The 24,247-nt window shown below is 28.3% G+C and carries 24 protein-coding genes; 20 read left to right on the plus strand and 4 right to left on the minus strand.

Annotated elements, in window-relative coordinates; genetic code table 11:
* Window positions 1-64: 64 nt before the first annotated feature.
* The 11 genes from KHQ81_14025 to KHQ81_14075 all read left to right on the plus strand — a co-directional run bounded on the left by KHQ81_14025 (window position 65) and on the right by KHQ81_14075 (window position 9,849).
* Entirely contained in the window at window positions 65-571 is a 507-nt protein-coding gene (locus KHQ81_14025) for an NUDIX domain-containing protein (GenBank protein QVK17925.1), read from the plus strand.
* 88 nt (window positions 572-659) lie between these two features.
* Complete coding sequence (locus tag KHQ81_14030; protein ID QVK17926.1) at window positions 660-848, plus strand: hypothetical protein; 189 nt, start codon at window positions 660-662, stop codon at window positions 846-848.
* Window positions 849-864: 16 nt separating this feature from the next.
* Window positions 865-1,239, plus strand: coding sequence for a hypothetical protein (locus tag KHQ81_14035; protein QVK17927.1), 375 nt, complete (start codon window positions 865-867; stop codon window positions 1,237-1,239).
* Window positions 1,223-1,645: a pyridoxamine 5'-phosphate oxidase family protein gene (locus tag KHQ81_14040; GenBank protein QVK17928.1), complete on the plus strand. Its 423-nt coding sequence runs from the start codon at window positions 1,223-1,225 to the stop codon at window positions 1,643-1,645. The genes KHQ81_14035 and KHQ81_14040 overlap by 17 nt, the downstream gene beginning before the upstream one ends.
* Window positions 1,646-1,831: 186 nt before the next feature.
* Entirely contained in the window at window positions 1,832-2,803 is a 972-nt protein-coding gene (locus KHQ81_14045; GenBank protein ID QVK17929.1) for a hypothetical protein, read from the plus strand.
* Between the two features lie 18 nt (window positions 2,804-2,821).
* Window positions 2,822-3,487, plus strand: a complete 666-nt coding sequence (locus KHQ81_14050) for a response regulator transcription factor (GenBank protein QVK17930.1) — start codon at window positions 2,822-2,824, stop codon at window positions 3,485-3,487.
* Window positions 3,487-4,920, plus strand: coding sequence for a HAMP domain-containing histidine kinase (locus KHQ81_14055; protein ID QVK17931.1), 1,434 nt, complete (start codon window positions 3,487-3,489; stop codon window positions 4,918-4,920). Before KHQ81_14050 ends, KHQ81_14055 begins: the two co-directional genes overlap by 1 nt.
* 381 nt (window positions 4,921-5,301) lie before the next feature.
* Complete coding sequence (locus KHQ81_14060; protein QVK17932.1) at window positions 5,302-5,583, plus strand: hypothetical protein; 282 nt, start codon at window positions 5,302-5,304, stop codon at window positions 5,581-5,583.
* Between the two features lie 206 nt (window positions 5,584-5,789).
* Complete coding sequence (locus KHQ81_14065; GenBank protein QVK17933.1) at window positions 5,790-7,724, plus strand: U32 family peptidase; 1,935 nt, start codon at window positions 5,790-5,792, stop codon at window positions 7,722-7,724.
* 51 nt (window positions 7,725-7,775) lie between these two features.
* Entirely contained in the window at window positions 7,776-8,999 is a 1,224-nt protein-coding gene (locus KHQ81_14070; GenBank protein ID QVK19655.1) for an aspartate aminotransferase family protein, read from the plus strand.
* Window positions 9,000-9,114: 115 nt separating this feature from the next.
* Complete coding sequence (locus KHQ81_14075) at window positions 9,115-9,849, plus strand: hypothetical protein (protein QVK17934.1); 735 nt, start codon at window positions 9,115-9,117, stop codon at window positions 9,847-9,849.
* 586 nt (window positions 9,850-10,435) lie between these two features.
* Here KHQ81_14075 and KHQ81_14080 read toward each other — a convergent pair.
* The 3 genes from KHQ81_14080 to KHQ81_14090 are packed head-to-tail and all read right to left on the minus strand — an operon-like array spanning window position 10,436 to window position 13,790.
* Window positions 10,436-11,008, minus strand: coding sequence for a UbiX family flavin prenyltransferase (locus KHQ81_14080; protein QVK17935.1), 573 nt, complete (start codon window positions 11,006-11,008; stop codon window positions 10,436-10,438).
* A 15-nt stretch (window positions 11,009-11,023) separates the two neighbouring features.
* Window positions 11,024-11,950 (minus strand): putative 4-hydroxybenzoate polyprenyltransferase, encoded by a 927-nt coding sequence (gene ubiA / locus KHQ81_14085; GenBank protein ID QVK17936.1) that lies wholly within the window; start codon window positions 11,948-11,950, stop codon window positions 11,024-11,026.
* A complete protein-coding gene (locus KHQ81_14090) occupies window positions 11,925-13,790 on the minus strand; it encodes a menaquinone biosynthesis decarboxylase (GenBank protein ID QVK17937.1) in 1,866 nt (621 codons plus the stop codon). The genes ubiA and KHQ81_14090 overlap by 26 nt, the downstream gene beginning before the upstream one ends.
* Window positions 13,791-13,901: 111 nt before the next feature.
* Here KHQ81_14090 and KHQ81_14095 point away from each other — a divergent pair, with 111 nt between their 5' ends.
* The 7 genes from KHQ81_14095 (at window position 13,902) to ltrA (ending at window position 22,398) form a co-directional block, all read left to right on the plus strand.
* A complete protein-coding gene (locus tag KHQ81_14095; GenBank protein QVK17938.1) occupies window positions 13,902-14,873 on the plus strand; it encodes an ABC transporter substrate-binding protein in 972 nt (323 codons plus the stop codon).
* Window positions 14,874-14,921: 48 nt separating this feature from the next.
* On the plus strand, window positions 14,922-15,647 hold the full coding sequence (locus KHQ81_14100; GenBank protein QVK17939.1) for an ATP-binding cassette domain-containing protein: 726 nt from the start codon (window positions 14,922-14,924) through the stop codon (window positions 15,645-15,647).
* A 5-nt stretch (window positions 15,648-15,652) separates the two neighbouring features.
* Window positions 15,653-16,366 (plus strand): ABC transporter permease subunit, encoded by a 714-nt coding sequence (locus KHQ81_14105; protein ID QVK17940.1) that lies wholly within the window; start codon window positions 15,653-15,655, stop codon window positions 16,364-16,366.
* Window positions 16,367-16,493: 127 nt separating this feature from the next.
* Window positions 16,494-17,210, plus strand: a complete 717-nt coding sequence (locus KHQ81_14110) for an ABC transporter ATP-binding protein (GenBank protein ID QVK17941.1) — start codon at window positions 16,494-16,496, stop codon at window positions 17,208-17,210.
* On the plus strand, window positions 17,210-18,922 hold the full coding sequence (locus tag KHQ81_14115; protein QVK17942.1) for a hypothetical protein: 1,713 nt from the start codon (window positions 17,210-17,212) through the stop codon (window positions 18,920-18,922). Before KHQ81_14110 ends, KHQ81_14115 begins: the two co-directional genes overlap by 1 nt.
* Before the next feature lie 246 nt (window positions 18,923-19,168).
* Window positions 19,169-20,590: a leucyl aminopeptidase gene (locus tag KHQ81_14120; GenBank protein QVK17943.1), complete on the plus strand. Its 1,422-nt coding sequence runs from the start codon at window positions 19,169-19,171 to the stop codon at window positions 20,588-20,590.
* 536 nt (window positions 20,591-21,126) lie between these two features.
* Entirely contained in the window at window positions 21,127-22,398 is a 1,272-nt protein-coding gene (gene ltrA / locus KHQ81_14125) for a group II intron reverse transcriptase/maturase (GenBank protein QVK17944.1), read from the plus strand.
* 80 nt (window positions 22,399-22,478) lie between these two features.
* Here ltrA and KHQ81_14130 read toward each other — a convergent pair whose 3' ends face one another.
* Window positions 22,479-22,901, minus strand: a complete 423-nt coding sequence (locus tag KHQ81_14130; protein QVK17945.1) for an HIT family protein — start codon at window positions 22,899-22,901, stop codon at window positions 22,479-22,481.
* Between the two features lie 107 nt (window positions 22,902-23,008).
* Here KHQ81_14130 and KHQ81_14135 point away from each other — a divergent pair, with 107 nt between their 5' ends.
* Window positions 23,009-23,581 (plus strand): Gx transporter family protein, encoded by a 573-nt coding sequence (locus KHQ81_14135; protein QVK17946.1) that lies wholly within the window; start codon window positions 23,009-23,011, stop codon window positions 23,579-23,581.
* Window positions 23,571-24,245: a uracil-DNA glycosylase gene (locus tag KHQ81_14140; GenBank protein ID QVK17947.1), complete on the plus strand. Its 675-nt coding sequence runs from the start codon at window positions 23,571-23,573 to the stop codon at window positions 24,243-24,245. Before KHQ81_14135 ends, KHQ81_14140 begins: the two co-directional genes overlap by 11 nt.
* Window positions 24,246-24,247: the final 2 nt, after the last annotated feature.

Consider the following 24,247-nt stretch of genomic DNA (forward strand, 5'->3'; position numbering starts at 1 on the left):
ACCAATTTAAGATTTCTTAAATTGGTCTTCTTTTTAATAATATAATTTGTTAAGGAGCTATTAAATGGAACTATGGGATGTATATAATAAACATAGACAAAAAACAGGACGAACACATAAACGAGGGATTCCATTAAATGAAGGAGACTATCATTTAGTGGTACATGTGTGGATTGTTAATGATCAGAGAGAGTACTTAATACAAAAGAGACAACCTTGGAAAACCATGCCTAATATGTGGGATTGTTCTGCAGCAGGTTCAGCTATAGTAGGGGATAATAGTGAACAAGCTGCTATTCGTGAGGTAAAAGAAGAAATAGGAGTAGATTTGGATATTAATAAAGGACAAGTTCTATTTACTCATCGATTTTCATGTGGTTTTGATGATATATGGTTAGTTAAACAAAATATTGATTTGAAAGATCTAAAATTACAATATGAAGAAGTAGCTGAGGCTAAGTGGGTAACCTATGATCAAATAAAAAGGATGGTAACTGAAGGTAGATTTATAAATTATCATTATCTAAATTATATAAACGAATTAATAAATTCTGATTTTTTATTTGGTTAATCATAACATATAAGAACATCAGTAAATTATAGGTAGTAGGTTGTGACAAAATATAGAATATTGAAACTCAAAATAAGGGGAGGAAAATTTGTCAAAATTATCAATGGTTTTATTAATTATTATGATTATTTTATTAATCATTACGACTGGATGTGGATTTGCGATTCATTATGGAAAAGATGCATTTAAAGATGCAGTTACTGGACATATGGTGTTAGGTGTTTTATGTTTGATTTTTGCAGTATTTTTATTAGGTAGTATATTAATTAAAAAATAAAAGGAGAGAAGAGTTTATGAAAAAAGTAGCATCTATTTATGCAATTTTTATGGGGATTTCTATGATTGGGATGTGGATAGTTTTTTATTTATCAAGTAGTATTCCTGAAATAAATACGAAACCAGTTGAGTTGGGTATGCATGTATTAGCAGAAATATTAACCGCGATAGTATTAATTTTAGCTGGTATAATGATGTGGTTGAGAAAAAAGAGAGCGAAAACTATATATTTCTTAGCATCAGGGATGTTATTATACACATTGATTATGAGTCCAGGTTATTTCTTGCAGAAAAAAGAAATTGGATTTACAATCATGTTTGCTTCCTTTTTAATTATTTTAATCATTATTATTATTTCTTTAATCAAAGAATGTGATGAAAATGGAAATTAATAAGCTGGTAGAAGAAATCATTGATAATTGTCAAGTTTCAATGATTAGTTCAGTTGATTCTGAGGGTTATCCTAATACAAAAGCCATGCTTCCACCACGTAAAAGAGATGGAATAAAAAGGTTCTATTTTTCCACAAATACCTCATCTATCAGAGTTAAACAATTTAAAGAAAATCAGAAAGCATCCATATATTTTTATGATCATTCAAAATTTAAGGGAATTATGTTTAAAGGTAGAATGGAAGTAGTTAGTGATTTAAAAGCGAAAGAGATGATTTGGAGAGATGGCGATGAATTATACTACCCTAAAGGAATAAGAGATGATGATTATTGTGTGTTAATATTTAAAGCAGAATCTGCAAGATATTATGAAAACTTTCACTCAATAGATTTTAAAATCAAATAGAGAATTATTTAAAGCATCTATCCTCAGAGACATATAAAAAGTAGATTATGTAACAAGTACATAATAATCGATGTTACCTTAGTGTGTATATAGTATACAAAATAAATTAATATATTGGTATTAATCACAAAAACATCACATGATTTTAATACAATATAATAAGTATAAAGATAAGGAGATGTTATTATGAAAAGATTAAGTTTTTGTATTATATTTAGTCTTTTCCTTATAATAGGATTATCCACGAAAGCTACAACAACAAATACAGATAATGACAGTGATAATCAATTGATCGATGCAGGATTAGTACCTGGAGATTTTTTCTATTTTCTAGATCGATTTTTTGAGAATGTTTCATTAAAAGTAACTTTTAGTGATGAAAAGAAAATTGAAAAGCATATTAAATTTTCTCAAGAACGACTGGCAGAGCTAAATGAAATGAACCCTGAGAAAAAACATGAATGGGTTGATAAATTATATGATGATTATGGGGTAAATTTAAATAAGGCAAATGATATGTTAACCAATTTAATTTCTGAAGGTAAAATAAATAAAAATAAAAAGGAAAAGCTACAAATTGCCATTGAAGATGTGACTTCAAAAGAAGAGATGTTAAATGAAAAAATAAAGGACAAGATTAACGAAGAAGTAAAGGATAAAGTTAAAGAATTAAAAGTACAAACTTATTTAACAGCGATGTGTGAAGATTTAACAGAAGAAGAGATGAATAGTTTAAGAGAAAATAATATTAAAAAACATGATATGGTAAGGATTAAGGCTTTAGCAATGCTATCAGATATGAGTATATCCGATATTTTAGATTTAGATATATTTTTACAAGATGACCCTACCAGTAAAAAAGTTGAAAAGAAAATTGATTTTGAGAAATTAAAGACGGAATTAGATATAGATAAAGAACAGTTAATTAATGATTTAAAAGAGTATCATAAGACATTAAATCAAAATAGAAAGGCAGAAAAAGAAAAACAACATGCAGGGAATGAGAAAGGAAAATCACAGGAACAAATAGATAAAATAAGAGAAGAAGCCGAGAAAAGACAAGAGGAAGCACAAAAAAAACGAGATGAAATAAAAGAAAGAATTAAAGATAAAATGAATGGAAAAGAAGATAATAAAGGAAATGGAAAACACCATTAAAGAAGGAGGGATACTCATTTGAAAACTAAAATTTTAGTATGCGATGATGAAAGACATATTAGACGATTAATTAGCGATTATTTAATTAATGAAAACTATGAAGTCATTGAAGCAATTGATGGTGAAGATGCAATTGATAAATTTTATGATAATCATCACATAGATTTAATTATTTTAGATGTTATGATGCCTAGGAAAAATGGATATGATGTGGCAAAAATAATTAGAAAAGAATCGGATATCCCTATAATTTTTTTGACTGCATTAGGTAATGTCCAAAATGAATTAGAAGGATTTGAATCTGGTGGTGATGATTATATTTCAAAACCATTTGAATATTCTGTTTTTATCGCTAGAGTAAATGCTATGTTAAAAAGGAATAATACGATAAAATCACATTGTGTTAATGGCTTAGAAATTAATGTTAATGAGCATTATGTAAAAGTAAATGAAGAAACGATTAATCTAACTCCAAAGGAATACGAATTATTATTATTTCTAATAAATAATAAAAATAATACTTTATCTCGAGAACAGATATTAAATAATGTTTGGGGTTATGATTATTATGGAGATACACGAACGGTTGATACACATGTCAAACAATTAAGATATAAACTTAAAAATGAAGGAAATAGTATAATTACGATAAGAGGCTATGGATATAAATTTGAGGTGAAATAATGAAATCATCAATAAAGAAGAGATTTTTTCTAACATTTTTAATCATTTTACTCGTTTCAGAATTATCTTTATTAGCTTTATCAAAATTGTTTCTAGATGATATAGTTATTTCAGCTAACAAAATATTGATTAGAAAAGTCTATAATGAGTACAAGCCCTATCTGGAACTAAATAATGTTGATATAGAACAATTAAATAGTATATCTAGTAAAAATGATATTGGTATCGTGGTTTATGATAATGGTACTGTTACTGCTTGTAGTTCATTATTTTTATGTAAGAATGAAAGTTCAACCTTGCCAACTTATGTAACAAATTATTTGTCTTATGTAAATGAAAATGAATCTGCATCAAGAATTATTAATTTAAAATTATTAAATGTAAACCAATTAGTTTACATGTACAATATGGGAAATGGTCGCTTCATCATTATTGATAAAGCATTACACTCAATAGAGGAAATAAGCCAGATTATGATTGGTTTTATACAAATTACAGGGGTTTTAGTATTTATAATAGGATCTATTGTCATTTATGTTATTGGTAATGAAGTTACTAAACCAATTATTAAAATAAGTCATTACGCAAATGATATAGCTAATCTTAAATTAGATGATAAAATATCAATAACAAATCATGATGAAATTGGACAACTTGCACAAAATATGAACTTAATATCTGAAAGATTAAATATAGCATTAAAAGAACTTAATGAAAGAAATGAGTCCTTAAAAGAAGATTTAGAGAAAGAAAAAGAATTAGACAGAAAACGTGTTAAATTTTTTTCAACAGTCTCACATGAATTTAAAACGCCTATTACAATCATCCAAGGTTATGCTGAGGGGATGAAACATCACGTCGTTAAATCACAAGAAGATATGGATGAATATTGTGATGTTATCATAGAAGAAAGCAAAAAAATGGGTCGGTTTGTAAATGATTTATTAAATTTATCGTTATATGAATCTGGAAATTTCATGTTAAATAAAACTGATTTTGATATTGTGGAATTAATAAATATAACAAAAAATAAATTTAATGAAGCAATAAGTGATAAACAAATACATTTTCAATTCGATGGTATTCAGTCGTCAATAATTAATGCAGATAAACATCGTGTTGAACAAATTATAAATAATTTAATAAGTAATGCGGTAAAACATGTAGAAGAAAATGGAATCATTAAGATTTCGATAAATGATGATGAAAACCATGTTATATTAAGAATTTTTAATAATGGTGAGAGAATAGACAAGAAAGAAATAAACAATATTTGGAGTTTGTTTTATAAATTAGAGAATAACAAAAATCATATTGGAACAGGAATAGGATTGGCGATTGTTAAATCTATTGTTGAGTTACATCATGGAAATTATGGTGTGGTAAATAAAAAAGATGGGGTTGAATTTTACATTGAACTACCTAGAAATTAGTCCAGATACATAAAAAATCTGGACTTTTTTATATATCAATATTACCTGAGTTTTGCAACTGTAAACATATTTAACCCAAATTATCATTTTATATAAAGGAAAATTGGTTTTTTCATACTAACTTTTTGTTGTGTTCCATGAGATTTTTACTATAAATGTTAATAATCACCAATCTTACATTAGAATTATCAAGTAATCAATCATACTTAGTTAGGGTATTTCATGCTGTTGTTTTTGAAGAAATCCAATAGCGTTTAAGATGAAGTAGTTAATGAAATAACTTATTTAAGACAAAATGTGATAAATTATAACAAGATAATATAATAATATAAAGGTATGTTAGGTAGATTTTACTCATATTATTAAAAGGGAGGATTTTTTATGTTTTTAGTCCAATTTTTAGCAAAGGATTTTCATGAAACATTACTTTTTGGCTGGGTTTTTGGAGGGATATCACTGATTTATTTATTACTACCACGAAAAGTATGGTATTTTTTGCTTAGAACACAAAAAAATATTGATGAGTGGGAAGAAGATGTTAAATCGCTAGGTACTAGAAAACATCACATTGAAGTGAACTATGAAAAATCATATACCGTAGGTAAAATAGCTGCATTCATTTTATTGTTATATTGTGTTTTTATTATTGTACGAAATAGTTGAATAATTAGTAAAATGACCAAAATTTTGTAAAGAAAAGATAACATAATCAGAATTATTGAATAATATTTTATATAACTTTACTTTTCATAATATTCTAATGGGATTTTATTTTTTGTCAAGTTACCATAAAAAAAGTTCAGAAGATCTGAACTTTTTTTGTGCCAAGATATGATATAATATAATAAGTTTTTGATGGAGGTAAACAAATGGCACGATATTTTAACAACAAACTTGTAGAGTTATTAGCTCCTGCTGGAACTTTTGAAATATTTAAAGAAATTATTAAAACCAAATGTGATGCTGTTTATTTTGGTGGTCGAATATTAAATATGAGAATGATAAGACCAGGTTATAATTTAATTGATAGTGAAGTAATAGAAGCGATAAAGATAGCTCATCAATATGATAAGAAAGCATATGTAACCATTAATAATCTAAATGGTCAAGAAGATATAGATGCTGCAAAATCATACTTAACCTTTTTAGATAAAGTGGCTAAGCCTGATGCAATTATTGTTCAAGATATGGCAATTATAGAACTCATAAAGGAAATGAAATTATCGCTAGAAATACATTCATCTGTTATGATGAATGTTCATAATTTAGAAACTGTAAAAGCACTTGATAAAATTGGAGTAAAACGTATTGTTGTATCACGAGATTTTTCTTTAAACACTGTACGTTATTTTAAAACAAAAGTACCTCATATGGAATTTGAATACTTTACACATGGAGATATGTGTACTGTTCATGGGTCTCAATGTTATTATAGTTCATTATTATTTGGTATGAGTAGTAACCGTGGTAGATGTTTAAAACCATGTAGATGGTGGTATCAAGTTAAAAAAGATGGAAATGTTCATGATCCTAAATTTCCGCTAGCGTCTAAAGATATGTATATGTATGAGCATTTACCTGAGATGATAGAAGCTGGTGTTACCTCATTTAAGATTGAAGGTCGAATGAGAGAAAAGGATTTTATTGTAAAATTAGTAAATTGGTATGGTGATGCATTAGATAGATATATTAAAGATCCACTTCATTTTGATCGTTATCAGGATAAAGAGGAAATGTATAAGATGAGAAAAAGAGATTTATCGACTTGTTATGCATTATCAAAACCTGGTTTAGATAATATTAATACGCGATATGAAGGAACAGGAAAATTTTATAGTACCGGTAAAATGTTTTCAAAACCGACTGTTGAAAAAGAGATTAATGAAGTTAAAATTAAAGAAATTAAAGGTATAATTAATCATTATCCTAAAAAACCTAAGCAATTAAAATTATCTGTAAAAGTTAATAATATAAAGCAAGCATTGTTATGTATTCAGAAAAAAGTAGATATTATCTACTTATCAGGTAATGTATATCAACCTGATAAACCATGGTGTGTTGATGATATAAACATGATTTGTAAAAATAAAGGAAATTCAAAAATATTATTAGGTACACCTAAAATTTTTGACGAGTTAGATTTCGAAAGGTATCATCATTTATTAAAGTATAATCAATTTAATCTTGATGGAATTAGTGTCACAAATATTGGTGCTTTATCATTTTTTAAATCATTTGGTTATGATTTATATGGAGATTATGCATTTAATATATATAATGATTTAGCATTAAAATTTTATAATAAATATGATTTGAAACAGAGTGCTTTATCTATTGAAATGCCTATTAATGATCTATGTGCAACCATTAATAAATCACCCATAAAGACTGAATTAATTGTTCATGGGTTAATAGATGTTATGCACCTAGAACACGATTTATATGAGAATACATTAGCTTTTGATATAATAGGTAAGGAAAATAATCTTTATGTTGATAATCAAATATTAGTGTTAAAAAATGAGGCAGGAGAATATCCTATTTATAAAGATGATAGAGGTCGTAATCATCTACATAATACAAAAGAAATCAACTTAATTAAAATAATGGATAATTTAGCAACAATTGGTTTAGATTGTGTCAGAATTGAAGCACAGACTTATACATTAAATCAGATGGATTGTATTTTAGATGTATATTCAAAGTATTTAAGTAAAGATATCACAGTAGAAGAAGCGTCAAAACGCTTAAAACCAAATTATTATGGGTACACATTAGGTGCACTCTATCATGAGGTGAAATAATTGGATAATATTGGTGCAAAGAAAATAATTGAAAAGAAAAAGGCTTATTATATGCCATGTTCCTATCATTTTTATCAAAACCCACCACAAATAGTAAAAGCATTAATGCAGTATTATTATGATGAGAAAAACAATCCTTATCTTGATTTTTTTGGAGGAGTTTCTGTTGCTAATTGTGGTCATTGTAACCCAGAAATAACAAAAGTGACAATCGAACAATTACAAACTTTACAACATACAACAACCATTTATTTAACTCAACCAATGTATGATTTAGCTGAAAAATTAGCTGAAGTAATGCCAGGAGACATTAAGAGAAGTTTCTTTTGTAACTCTGGAAGTGAGGCTAATGAAGGGGCTATGTTATTAGCTCGTCTATACACTCAAAAGAAAGAGTTTATCTATCTAGAAGGTGGATTACATGGTAGAACATTTTTAACAACAAATGTAACGGGTATTTCGATGTGGAGAGGTGATCCATTTTTAGATGAAAATAATTTTCATATGGTAAAAAGACCATGGGATATAAATTTAGACATTGAAGAAGCTGCTAAGATATCACTGCAAGAAATTAGACATTTATTGGAAAGTAGAGGAGATAAAATCGCTGGATTTATCGCTGAACCGATTCAAGGTAATGGTGGAATTATTATTCCTCCTAAGTGGTATTTTAAGGAAGTTAAGAAATTATGTAAAAAATATCATGTATTAATGATTGTAGATGAAGTACAAACAGGATTTGCTCGTACAGGTAAAATGTTTGCGATTGAACATTTTGATGTTGTTCCTGATATAATGGTGGTTGCCAAAGCATTAGGAAATGGGATTCCAATAAGCGCATTTTGTTCAACTGATGAAATAGCTAATGTGTTTACAAAACCTTCAGCATCAACATTAGGAGGAAATGCTGTGTCATCAAAAACAGCAATTGCAGTACTTGATTATATTGAAAAACATCAATTAATTAGTCATGCTGAAAAAATGGGAAGTATATTAAAAAATAAACTAGTAATATTAAAAAAAAAATTCCCACTAATTAAAGAAGTACGAGGGAAAGGATTAATGATTGGGGCTGAGTTAAGAGAAATAGATGGCAGTGAAGCTAGTGATAAAACAGATATCATTTTAGAAAAAATGAAAGACAGAGGAATTATGATAGGGAAGAATGGTTTTGGTCGAAATGTACTAGCTTTCCAACCCCCACTGATCATTACAGAAGAAAATATAGAATATCTAATCAGTAGTTTTGAAAGTGTTCTAAAAGAAATAAAGTAAAACTAAAATTTAAAAAAACGAATTGTGTCACAACAATTCGTTTTTATTTATTGTCAAATATTGTAAAAATTTGGAATTTAATGTACAATTAAATTAAAGAAATGAGGAGGGAATTATGAATAAGAAATTTGTTATTTTAGTTTTATTAATATTATCAATTATAATTGTATGTCCATTACCGTTTGATAATGGAACTTTTTTAGTAGGAGTATTAAATAATCAGGGACATATTAATCAACTAGATTATTTGTTTAGATTAATCGGGATGACTTCAGGATTTAATATCATATGTTATGTTCTTATATTAGTAGGAATGATTTTTTATTTTAAATGTTATAGTTGTAGTAGTGATTTTGTATTCACTAGTTTTATAGTGATTTATGTAATATTATTAATTACTCAGGCAAAAGGATTTGAATTTCTGATGAGATTTAGTTCATCGAATAATTTATCTGAACATGTCATATCAGTTGAAACAATGACTAAAATTTTGTTAATTATCACTTTATTATTAATGACAATCCTTACTATATTATTTATAAAATTAGTAATGGACAGTTATAGCAGGGATTATCAAACTCCTGTTATTATTTTCACTATATTAGTGTATATTACACAAAGTATTTTATTTATAGGATCACATGTTTATACTACTAAAATCGCAAATTTAAATATTTCTAATAGATATACATCTAAACCATCACCAATATTTCAAAATTTTCTAAATTTTAGCGATGTGATGAGTATCATATCTTTGTTAGTAATTACAACTATGAAGATATTATTTATATTAGTAGTTATAAAAGAAGGTATTTTCATTAAAGAAGAACATAATACCAATATTGAATAAAATGCATCATAATATAAAAGGAGGTGTTGGTAAATAAGGTTTATGAACTGAATCTTTACTGATACCTCGTAAACAAAACTCGTGGATCACTATTTTGTGATTTTCACGAGTTTTTATTTTTTTTAGAATAATTTTTTAGAAATAAAGAGTACACAAATATAAATTCTTTTATACAAAGTTCTTATCTTTAAATTCAATTAAAGAACCTGACATAAATCGATGATACTTGTTAATATTTCTAGCGAACACATAAAACATTACTTCTTTATATACTGGTTGATTTATGGTTGAATCTCTTTAAATCATCACTAATTAAATGCCTTACGTCCTCTTTGTTTATACGTACTTAGAAACATAGTAAAATCTAATTCCTTCATAACTTCTTTAAGTGTATAATCAGGATCATTTTCTGGTAATCCAATTTCATATAAATTATAATTAAAAAACTGTTACCCTATTTCGAAAAATTGCTTATAATAATTATTGGTAATCATAGTTATATTTTAACAAATATAATAGCAACTCCAAGGAGTTGCTATTATTGTTTTTATAGGTCTTTGTTATTTAATTTACCGACAGGACTTTTTTATATGCCTTCCCAGACTATTTTATCCTCTGTTGAAACATCAAAATAGGATAGTATACGGAAAACAATTTGATTGATGACTTCATCTAAATCTTTAGGGTGATGATAAAATGCTGGAACTAATGGAAAAATAATAGCACCTGCTTGTTGTAAAGTTAATAAATTATTAAGATGTATAGAAGATAAAGGTGCTTCACGGAAGGCGATGAGTACTTTTCTTTTTTCTTTTAATTGAACATCACATGCTCTAATCAATAGATGATCACTTGTACCATTCGCAATTTTTCCGATAGTTCCCATACTACATGGTAAGATAATCATCCCATCAACTTGAAAGGAACCACTAGCTATTTTATTGAACATATCATTAATTGGGCATAAGTGTAGATGTTGATAATTAAGTGACTCAATATATTTTTTAAAGTCATTTTTAATTTCATATTCAAATACTTCTTCACCTGTTTTTGTAGCTACTACATAAATTTCACACTTTTCTAGTATCAATATTTCAAGCAATTTTTTAAAGAAAACAGAACCTGTTGCACCTGTTAAACCGATAATAATTTTTTTCATGTAATCATTCCTTTCCTAGAATAAGAAAATATCAAGGCAAGTAAAAGTAAAAATTGAAATACTAATCAACTGATTAAGTTTATATGAAGCTAATTTCATTAAAATACTATTATGTGGATTTACGATTTTATGTTCAAATAATAATAATATTGAACTGATAAATATTCCTATAAGATAAATTAATGACAGTTGAGGAACAACAAAGACTAGAGATAGTAATAGTAAAATCATTAGTAAATGAAATATTTTCGCTATTAGTAGTGCTTTTTCTAATCCGAATTTTGCAGGAATAGAATAAATTTTGTTTTCACGATCAAAGGTAATATCTTGAGTACCATAAATAGTATCAAAACCAGCATTCCATAATGCTACGGCAACAAATAAAATGATTGGAATAATATTAATATCAACAAAAGCAATGGGAATTGTTTTTGAATTAAAGGTGATAAAAAAGAGTTCATTTGTTACTGCCATCCATGCACCTAAAACTGCAAAAGCACAAGCGATACCTAGGAATAAATGACAATAGGACGTAAAGCGTTTAGTATATGGATATATGGTAAAAAAGAGAATTGGGATTGGGGATAAATAAAAACATATTTCATTTATCTGAGATGCTGCATAAAAGTATACTAAATAAGATAATATAGTTACTAAAATAGATTCCATACTTTTTATTTGCCCACTTGAAATATGTCTAGATTCGGTTCGTGGGTTTTTAGCATCAATTAGTCTATCTGCATAGCGATTAAAAGCATTGGCTCCTGTTCTTGCACCAACTAATGCGATTAAACCATAAATGATGATTTTGATTTCTGGTAGTCCATTTGCGGCAATAAACATTGTAATTAAGGCAAATGGAAGTGAAAACAAGGTGTGACTGAACATCACCATTTCTCCATATAAATAAATTCTTTTAGTTATTCTCTTCATTAAAACCATATTTTAACCACTTCAAATCTACTTTATTTTTTATATCATCAGTCATAATAATATCATTAGGCCATTGTCTATTTCCATTTTCACTAGGCAATTTTCTAGTTGCATCGATTGTAACAACTTTAAAAGAAATAGAGTTAATAACAATTTCATTAAAGTATAAATCACGATTAGCATCAATATTGTTAAATAATCGCCAAAAACATTGCCAATCTTTATATATATTAGTATATTGATCAAAAATACTAATCCATTTAAACTGTTGTAATTGTGGACTTTTTCGTAAATAGTTATAAAGTTCTTTTACCTGTTGATCGTTAGATTTATTAATTTGAATCACTAACAATTTAAAATCATCGTTATTTTGGGGTAAGCGGATGTCTAGAATAAAATTAAATTGTGTATTTAAAATTTTCAATAACTCTTCTTTTTCTAAGTGTTTGTAAAATAAATATTTTTTTTCATTAGATAAATCATACGAAGATTCTTCGTTAAATTTAGTCGTTGCATCAATTCCCAATCGTGAACCAAAAAAAGCATTTTTTGATGAATGATCTAAGGCATCTAATGGACCTTCAGTAATCACGATATCTTCATCTAAATTGACTGTATCAATCACAGTCCAGAAGATGTCTTGATAATCTTTTATATTTTTATCAGCATCAACGGTACAAACAAATTTTTGATACATCATCTGTCCTGTACCCCAAAAAGAATTCATGACTTTATGGGCATGCTTTGGATATTGTTTTTTAATTGATGTAATCGCACAATTGTGGAAAACACCTTCAAAAGGCAGATGTAAATCAACGATTTCTGGGACAGGCATTTGCATTAATGGTAAGAATATTTCCTCTGTTGCTAGTGCCATATAGCAATCTTCCATAGGTGGAATCCCCACAATTGTTGCATGGTAGATGGGATTTCTTTTACGTGTAATTTTTTCAATATGGAAAACAGGATAAAAATCAGGTAATGAATAGTAACCAGTATGATCACCAAAAGGTCCCTCTAATCGGGTATCTTCATTAATATCGACATATCCTTCAAAGACAAATTCGCTATTTGCTGGTACATATAAATCATTGGTAATACATTTTACAATAGGGAGAGACCTTCTACGTAGGAAAGATGCAAACATCATTTCATCGACCATTTTTGGTAATGGAGCAGTTGAAGCATACACTGTAGCTGGGTCTGAACCTACTACGACGCTAACAGGCATCTTACTCATTCCTAACTTGCGATATTTATCATAAATTTCTCTTCCATCTTTGTGCCAATGCCAATGCATCCCAGTTGTTTTTTTATCGTATACTTGCATACGATACATCCCCATGTTTTGTTGATTTGTTTCAGGATCCTTTGTGATAACAAGTGGTAAAGTAAAGAATCGTCCACCATCTTCTGGCCAACATTTTATAATGGGAATTTTATCTAAATCAGGTTCTTCAATCACTTCATGACAAGCTGCTTTTTTCACTTTATGTGGAAAAGAGAAATAAAGTCTTAACAATTTAGGTAATGATTTAATTTGTTTAGGTAGTGTTTTGTAGTTAGATATATCAATAAAATCATTGATATCTTTTGCGATGGATTCAAGATTATCTACCTCTAGTGCTAATGACATTCGCTCTAAAGAACCAAAAGCATTGATTAATAATGGATAGGGTGAGTTTTTAATATGATTAAATAATAATGCTTTGTTTTGCGTGGTTGATTTCATAATTCGATTCGCTATTTCTGTTATTTCTAAATCACGACTCACCTCTTCATTGATTTCAATGAGTTGATCTAAGGATTGTAATTTTTTCATATATGATTGTAAATCACTATAAGCCATACTATATTAACCTCCATTTTACTATTTGATTATAACATAAATCAAAATTTTATATAAACATTTATCTTCATTTATGATATAATTCATTTGTATTGTAAAGGAGCGAACAGAATGAAAAAACTAATAACATTATTATTTTCCATCGCATTATTAGTTGGAATAACAGGATGCAAAAAGGAAAAAACAGAGTCACTACATATAGGGTTAATGAAAAGTTTATTATCTGTACCTTATTATTATGCACAAGAACAAGGTATCTTTGAGAAATATGGTGTTGATGTTAAATTAGAACTCTATAATAGTGCTAAAGATAGAGATGCAGCATTTAAAGGAAATAAAATAAATGGAGTAAGTACTGATTTAGTCGCAGCGTTATTGTATTTAAATTCAGGTAAAGATATTGTGATTACTTCCCAAACAGAAGAGAAATTCAGACTAGTCACAAGAAAAGATTATGGTGTAACATCTGTTGAGGATATTCAAAAAGCAAAAATTGGATTATCTGAAAATACAGTAATTGATTATTTAGTTGACTATGTTATGAAAGAAAACAATATTACATTAGTTGAGCAAAATAACATTGATGAAAATAATCAAGATAAGGTTTATGCTAGAATTCCAATTCCAGTTGTACCTGATCGTTTTTCCTTATTAAAAGAAGGAAAAATCGATATGGCAATCATTCCAGAACCATTTCCTTCTTTAATGATTGCTGAAGGTGGCGTTGAATTATGGAATAATATAGATGAAGATTTATATGTTACATGCTTTGTTGTTGATAAGAATTTCGCTGAAAGTAATTATGAAATGATTAAAAACATGAATTTAGCACTAAATGAAGCTATTAAAGAGATGATGGAAGGAAGTTATGAAGATTACAAACATATTATTACCGATCCTGCCCATGTCTTAATTCCTGAAAAAAGTTTAGGAATTGTTGAACAACAAGTTTTTCATCCACTAAAAAATCCAAGCCAAGATACATTTGAGGATGTACTTGCATGGTGTAAAGAAAAAAATATAATCAGCAAAGATTATCAATTAAAAGAAATTTTATTCCCGTATCAATTAGAAGATCAATAATAAAATTAGCCATCATTGATGGCTTTTTTTTGAAATGAGGTTATAAAAATGATAAATATTAATCATTTAACTTATCAGTATTTGGATAATCAACCTGTATTAAGTAATTTAAATCTTAAACTAGCTAGAAATGATAAAATAAGCATTATTGGTCGATCAGGTTGTGGAAAAACCACTTTATTACTATTATTAGCTGGTTTATTAAAACCAACTGATGGTGAAATTGAAATAGATGGAGAACCTTTACATGATGTTAGAAGTAAAACAGGTATCATCTTTCAAACTGGTGGTTTATTCCCTTGGAAGACCGTCTATGGAAATTGTGCATTAGGACTAAAAGCAAGAAATATATCAAAAAAACATATAGATTTAAAAATAAATCAAGTATTAGATCAACTTGAAATAAGTCACTTGAAAAATAAATATATTAAGGATCTTAGTGGTGGAGAAAAACAACGTGCAGCGATTGCTAGAACGCTTGTTTTGGATTCTGATATTTTATTATTTGATGAACCATCTTCTTCTTTAGATGCTTTCACAAAGGAGAATTTTCAAGATTTATTATTAAATATTTATAAACAGTATGAATTGTGTTCTGTTATTGTCACACATGATATCGAAGAAGCAGTTTATTTGGGTCAAAAAATCATCGTCATGAAAGATGGACAAATCGTTGAGGAAATTAATAATGATTCATTGTTTGGGGATAAAGACGCTAGAAAATCAATTGCATTTTACGAAAAATGTATAGAAGTTAGAAAAAGATTGGAGTAATGCATATGAAAAAAAGTATTGGGTTAATTATTATTATTTTAATTTGGTATTTATTTTCGATTGTTTTCCCTCAACAAATTCCTTATCCACAGGATGTTATCATTAATTTTTTTAAAATATTTAAAACGCATTTATTAATACCAACAAAAGAATCAGTAACCCTTTTATTTACTGGATTATTACTGTCTATCATAGTAGGTGTTCATATTGGAATATTAATGGGATTATCTAAACGAGCGAATCAAATGCTTGATCCTGTGGTATATGCCATCTATCCAATTCCTAAATCAACTTTGGTACAAGTACTTATTGTCATCTTTGCTTCAATGTTTTGGATGAAGACAACATTAATATTTATAATTGTTGTATTTCCAGTTATTATCACTGTTAAGGATGCGATTAAAAATATTCCTAAAGAAGTTTTTTATCATGCAAAAAGTCTTTCGTTAAATAATAAGGATATGTATAAAGAGATATTGATTCCAGCAATTTTACCAAATTTGTTATCAACAACAAGAATAAGTATTGGAACTTCAATTGCTGTATTATATTTAAGTGAGACTCGTGGAATTGGGAGCGGATTAGGTTATTTTATCGATAATAGTATCCACACAAGTAACTTAAATATGTTTACTGGTATCTTTTTGCTAAGTTTAATTGGTTATGTATTATTTGTAGTAATTGACATTTTAGAACACAAATTATGTAAATGGATTTAATAATGGAATATTTTACAAAATTAATGTATTTAATAATTATATTTAGGAATTTATTCAAAAAGATTGCATTTTCATACTATTTTAGGTATATATAGAATATCTAGTAATTAAAGACGGGGAGAATAAAATGTTAGAAATTAAAGAGTTAACTAAACGTTATGGTGAAAAATTAGCTGTTAATAAAATTAATTTTTCAGTAAAACCAGGTGAAATCTTTGGTTTTTTAGGACCGAATGGTGCCGGAAAGACAACAACTATTAAAATGATTGTTGGATTACTAAAACCAGATGAAGGACAAATTCTTATTAATGGGTTTAATAATCAAGTTGACATTTTAGAAGCTAAATATCAATTTTGTTATGTGCCTGATAATCCAGAAGTATTTGAAAAAATAACTGGATATGATTACTTACAATTTATGTGTGATGTATTTAAAGTACCATTCGAAGAAAGAGAAGAAAAAATAAACAACTATTTAGAAAAATTAATGTTAAAAGACGATGTAAATGGATTTATTTCTGGATATTCACATGGGATGAAACAAAAAATTGTTATAATAGGTGCTTTAATCGCTAATCCGAAAGTTTTGATTTTAGATGAACCAATGGTAGGATTAGATCCAAAAGCGCAACATACTGTTAAAGAATTATTAGCTGAACATTGTAGTCGTGGAAACAGTGTGTTTTTCTCAACACATGTTTTAGAAGTTGCAGAAAAAGTGTGTGATAGAGTTGCTATTATTAATAAAGGAGATATCATTGCTTTAGGAACATTAGAGGAGATTCGTTCAAAAATAGGAAAAGAAGAATCTCTTGAAAATATCTTCTTGGAGTTGACTGAATAATGAAAGAATTTTTAAACACATTTAATTTTCTTTTAAAACAAAGTTTATCACTATCACACATAATCAACAAAGTAAAGACAGATAAAAAATATCGTAATATGTTAATTTTAGTTATTGCTGTTCTTCTTATTTGTATTCCAAGTTATACGGTTTTTATTAGAACATTTATTAAATTATTTGAAACATTTGAACTATTAGGTATTCAATTATTTCTATTTATCGTAATGGCCATAATCTTATCCATATTATTCATTCTATTCTTTGGAATGTTTCAAATCATTGCTTATTTTTACTTTTCAAATGATGTTAAAGTACTGACTCCTCTACCTATAAAACCAAGTTATTATCTGATCAGTAAATTTTTCGTCATTTATATTTGGGAATTAATCTTTAGTGTATTCCTTGTGTTACCATTTTTTATCATCTATGGGATTTACCAACATATTTATATTTATCAATGGGTAACGATGTCGCTTAGTTTTATATTACTACCGATAATTCCCCTTGTAATAGTGAGTATCCTCACTGTATTACTGATGAGTTTAACCAATGTTTTTAAAAATAGAGATGCCTTAAGAATGGTTGGTTATACGATTTTAGTTCTTGGATTACTTACGATTCAAATGTTCATATTTAAAAATATTATCTTTGAAGGTTCACAAGATCCATTAGAGGGTTTAAAAAACTTAGTTGATAATATTTCGAGTTTCTTAGACCAGTTTTCTCTATATTATCCTGTAACTAAATTAATTGAATATTCAATACATGGTAATCTTATGCAAGCCATTTTAAGTGTAATTATATATTTAATTATATCGTTAGTCTTTGTTTATCTATTGTCTAAAGTATTACAGGCACTATTTATTAAGAGTTATTTAAAAGAACAAAATAATCCTTCTAGAAAGAAAAAGGTTAATAGAAAAAGTATTAGTAATAAACAGGGGGATGGGAATGTAGGCTTATCAATCGCTAAAATTGATTTTATAACGCTATTAAAAGTTCCGATTTATGCTTTTAATTCATTATCGATTATCGTTTTATTACCCTTGTTATATATTATTGCAACAACAGTTATGCAAAGTACAACAGATGCACAACAGTTAAATCGATTTTTATCACTTTATAATCAATATAAAAATGAATTTTGGTTAGCAGTTACTTTGTTTTTAATTGTCTCAAGTGCATTAATGCCTATTTCATCAACAACATTTTCTCGTGAAGGGAAAACAAATTGGATTATGCGAACTCTACCAATAAAACCAAGGGATCATATCCTAGGTAGAGTTTATACACCATTTTTTACTCAATTGGTTTTCAATGTAGTGATGACTGTTTTGTTAATCATTACATTGGTTCAAAGAGGTAGCTCTGTTTTAGAAAATATTGGGTTTGGATTAGTTGTAATATTATTATCATTAATAGCTGGTTTACCATTACTATTAATGGGCGTTTATATTGATTTAAAAAGACCAATGTTAAAATGGGATAATCCGCAACAGCCTGTGAAACAAAATATGAATGTAATAATTTCAATGGGTCTTGGAATCGGTTATGGTACTTTGTTATATATTTTATATCAGTTTGTATTTAGCTTATTCCTACCTAGTTATATGATGTTTATTGTATTATTGATAATTGGACTTGTGCTAACTTATATAACTTATCGAATACTTGAAAAACAATTTAATAAGAGTCTTGTTGTCATGGACTAATTTAAAAAGAAACGATAGTTGCTTATCGTTTCTTTTAGATTTTTAAGATTTTATAAATTTTATGAATTTAAGAAGGTACGAAAGTATAAATATTATTTCACTATTACTATCAAATAAACAAATTTAGTTAAAAACTAAACAATAATTTAATGTAGAAATTCTTAGAAACGCAATATATGAAAACTAAAACTTTAAATATCTTTACATATATCTATATAAGTGTATAATATAGTAGAGGTGATGAATTTGAAAGAATATATTAGTAATTTAAAATTAGAAACTGAAACAAAGGCAATTGTAATGGGGATTCATGATGAAAATCAAAATAGAATAATTGAACCCATTATTAATAATTTAAGTGAAAGAAAAGAAATATACCGTTTTGGAGAAATAACAGTTTTTTATCCAATTGATCAATTTAAAACAAAGAAGTTCATTTTTATTGGTTTAGGTAAAAAAGAAAAGTATTATCTTCAAGATATTCAAAGCTTGTTTTCTAAAATTGCGAAAGCAATTGATTGTGATACAGTAATTGATATAGATTCTTTTCAATGTTTAGAAAGTAATATTCATTTATTATGTGAAAAAGCAGTAGAAACGATTGATTTAGTCAATTATCGTTTTAATGACTATAAAACTAATAATGTTAAGGAAGAAAGTTTTGAGATTAGCATTTATAGTAAAGAGGACGTATCTCAAGCGATTTTAACAGGTAGTATTTATGCTAGAGGGACAAATAGTGCTAGAAACCTTGTAAATGAACCAAGAAATAAAATGACGCCTTCAATTTTAGCAGATTATGCGAAAGATTTAGCAAAAGAACATAACTTATCATGTGATATTTATAATAAAAAAGAGATTGAAGCATTAGGTATGGGTGCTTTCTTAGCTGTAAATCAGGGATCTAAAGAAGAAGCAAAGTTAATTCATTTAAAATATCGTAATGCAGAAAATGATCCTGTAACTGCCTTGATAGGTAAAGGACTTACTTATGATTCTGGTGGTTATTCTCTTAAACCTAAAAACGGAATGGCTGGAATGAAATCAGATATGGGGGGTGCTGCCTCTGTATTAGGAGCAATTGAGATTATTGCCCGTAAACAAATGAAAGTCAATGTTGATGTAATTATTGCAGCCACAGAAAATCTGATCAATAGTGAAGCAATTGTTCCAGATGATGTTATTGTAACAATGAATGGTAAAACAATAGAAGTATTAAATACAGATGCTGAAGGAAGACTAACACTAGTAGATGCAGTAACATATGCAAAAGAAAATAATGCAAGTAAAATTATTGATGTAGCAACCTTAACAGGTGGAGTAGTAACAGCACTTGGAACAGATATTACAGGTGCATTTACAAACAATAATGACTTACTCAGTGAAATAAAAGAGACATCTGTTAAAGCAGGAGAGGCAATTTGGCAATTACCAGTTGATGCATTTAGAGAAAAATGTAAAAAAAGTGATGTAGCAGATTATAATAACTCGCCTGGACGTGAAGGACACGCTTCATTTGGTGCTGCTATTATCGCAGAATTTGCTGAGGAGACACCTTGGGTGCATTTAGATATCGCAGGGACTTGTACTAAAAAAGCTTCTCATTTGTTAGGACCATCTGGTGCTACAGGAGTAATCGTTAGAACATTAGCGAAAATATTTGAATAAAAAAATGACCTTTATGGTCATTTTTCTTTATAAGTGTGCCAGGCATGTCTATTAACTAGGTGGTGAAAGTCCACTACACGGGAAGATGACTAAAGTGTTAGCCAAGTACAAGGGCGCCTATTGGGAAGTAGGGTCTGAAGGAAGTAGGAGGCAAAATTTTGGCTCGAGGAACACGAATCACATCAGGCGGGTATTATGGATGAGTTTGCTTAACAAAACAAAGTCCGTAGTCATCAAAGCAATAATACACGTAAATGTGGCGAGTATATGAAATGAAAGTGAATAGACTTACCCTGGGAGATCTCATGGACACGTCACGAGCGTGGTTGAAAAAGATTTATCGTGAGAAGTCAGCAGAGCCATAGTAGGGTCCAAACCGAAGGGCGAAACAGTATGTTTAATTGTAAATGTAAATTATAAGACTATATGAACAGTAGAAAATCAGGATTACCTACCTAACTTCGATGGTATCGTAAGGAACCTAGGAGCCTTTAGGACAAACAGTATGGTCTTAACAATGAAAGGAGCAATTACTAATGGAAAATCTTCTAGAATTAATCTTAAGTAACTGCAATTTAAATGAAGCCATCGCTAGAGTAGTGAAGAATAAAGGTGCTGCTGGAATTGATGGGATGAATGTTGAACAAGGAAGATTACATTTTATGAAACATGGTGATGAAATTAAAAGAGCCATAAGAAATAGAAAGTATAAACCTAACCCCGTTAGGAGAGTAGAAATACCAAAACCTGATGGTGGGGTAAGACTACTAGGAATACCAACGGTTATAGATAGAATCATTCAACAAGCCATTAATCAAGTGCTATCACCAATATTTGAGAAACAATTTAGTGACTCTAGTTTTGGATTTAGACCAAATCGAGGTTGTCATATGGCAATTGAGAGAAGTTTAATGTATTTAAATGATGGTTACAAAGTAATAGTTGATACGGATTTAGAGAAATTCTTTGATAAGGTTAACCATGATAAACTCATGCAAATATTATCTTTAACAATTAAAGATAGTGATTTAATGAGTTTGATAAGGAAATATCTAGTTAGTGGTATCATGATAAATGGAGTCGTAATAGATAGTGAGGAAGGAACACCACAAGGAGGACCATTAAGTCCATTATTATCAAATATCATGCTTAATGAACTAGATAAAGAGTTAACTAAAAGAGGATTAAGATTTGTACGATATGCCGATGACTGTAATATATATGTAAAAAGTATACGTGCAGGACAAAGAGTAATGGAGAGTATAACTAACTTTATTGAAAAGAAGTTAAAACTCAAAGTTAATCAGAGTAAAAGCAAAGTAGATTACTATAATAAAGGAATCAAATTTTTAGGCTTTGGCTTTTACTACAATCCCAGGCACAGACAAGTTAGAATCAAAGTACATCCAAAATCAATTAAAAGAATAAAAGAAAAGATTAAGAAATTAACATCTAGAAGATGGAGTATCAGTTTAGATTATCGGTTACTCAAAATAAAACAACTTATAACAGGTTGGGTTAATTATTATAAAGTAGCCGATATGAAATGGTTATTGATGAAATTAGATGAACAAATAAGATTTCGTGTAAGAATGTGTATTTGGAAAGCATGGAAAAGGATTGGGAAACGATTTAAATCCCTAAAGAAACTAGGTGCAAGTCGTCAAAAGGCTTGGGAATACGCAAACAGTAGAAAAAGCTATGCGCGAATCGCACATAGCTTTATCTTAACAACTACGATTACAAATAAAAGATTAGAACATCGTGGTCTAATATCAATGACCGAATATTATTTATCTGTTAGATAACATATTGAACCGCCGTATACCGAACGGTACGTACGGTGGTGTGAGAGGTCTGAAATGAATAGAAAACTATTTATTTCTTCCTACTCGATTTGCTCTTGTATTCTTAAAGCTATGTTTTCTAAATCTTCTTTAGAATATTTATCCATATGACAGGTGTAAATCGCTCTAAAACCATCATTATCATTGTATCTTGGAATTAAATGAACATGATAGTGGAAAACAGTTTGTCCTGCGGCTTCACCATTGTTATTTACTACATTTAAGCCTTTTGCTTGAAAAGCATTCATAATTGCTTTTGCAATTTTAGGGACTTGTTTATATAAATGTGATATTGTCTCTTCATCGATTTCAAATACATTTTCGTAATGTTTTTTTGGTATAATAAGCGTATGTCCCTTAGTTATTTGTGAAATATCTAAAAATGCAATGATTTTTTCATCTTCATATATTGTTACACCAGGTATTTCTTTATTTACTATTTTACAAAATAAACAGTTATTCATTATTTCCTCCTAATATTTGGATGTATATACATATATTATATCAAATATCATTTTTAAATGAAATATGATATAATATTAAAGTTAGAAATGAAGAAAGGATGAGAGCTATGGGAAATAAAAAAGATGTAGAAAAATTAATATTTATAGCTCTTTTAGTCGCATTAAGTGTTGTTTTAGGAATAGTTGATACCTTTTTATCTTCTTTTGTCTCTGCTCAAGGTGTACGAATAGGACTAGCAAATATCGTTATATTAACCGGTCTTTATTATTTGAACTTTCGTGAATCTTTATTATTAATAATTTTAAAATCATTATTAACTGGATTATTACTAGGAAATCCAATGATTTTTTCTATAGGATTTTCTGGCACATTATTGAGTTTTTTGATTATGTATGGTTTACTTCATTGTGCAAAAAAGATGGTTAGCTTGACTGGTGTTAGTATTGCAGGGGGAATTGGGCATAATATAGGACAAGTTATCGCTTTGTTTTTTTATTGGGGTATTACAGTTGTTTTTAGTTTGTTTTGGTTAATCCCAATTGGAATAGGAACTGGAATTTTTGTTGGTAGTGTCGTATCAGTTTTAAGAGGTTATTTAAATAAGGGACAAGTGTTTAAGTCAATTACTCAAACAGAGGATAATAAAATTACATTGGAGCAGTTAATAAATGAAGAATAGTATAATTTTTGAAAATGACTGGGATTTAGTTCTAAGCGAAGAAACTAATAAGCCATATTTTATTGAATTAATGAGGCTAGTCGAAGAGGCGTATCAGGATGAAATAGTATATCCAAAATATGAAAACTTATTTAATGCTTTAAAATTAACACCTTTTCATAAAGTGAAGGTTGTTATTATTGGTCAAGATCCTTACCATCAAAAAAATCAAGCCCATGGACTGAGTTTTTCTGTTCCAAAGGGTGAAAAGATTCCAAAATCACTTCATAATATTTATTTAGAATTATGTAGTGATTTAAATGTGGAATATCCTGAACATGGAAATTTAATCTCGTGGGCAAATCAAGGGGTATTATTATTAAATACTGTCTTAACGGTTTGTGATAGTAAGCCAGGTTCTCATAGAAATATTGGTTGGGAGAATTTTACAAATGAGATTATCCTTAAGTTAAATAAAAAAGAAACGCCTGTTGTGTATTTATTGTGGGGAAATGATGCTAAAAAAAAGGAATCATTAATCTTAAATAATAACCATCATATATTAAAGAGCGTCCATCCATCGCCATTATCAGCATATCGAGGCTTTTTTGGTTGTAAACATTTTTCAAAAACTAATCAAATTCTTAAGGATTGTCAAATAGAACCAATAAATTGGCAAATATAAAA

It is taken from the genome of Mycoplasmatota bacterium, from assembly GCA_018394295.1.
GTDB lineage: Bacteria > Bacillota_I > Bacilli_A > Haloplasmatales > Haloplasmataceae > JAENYC01.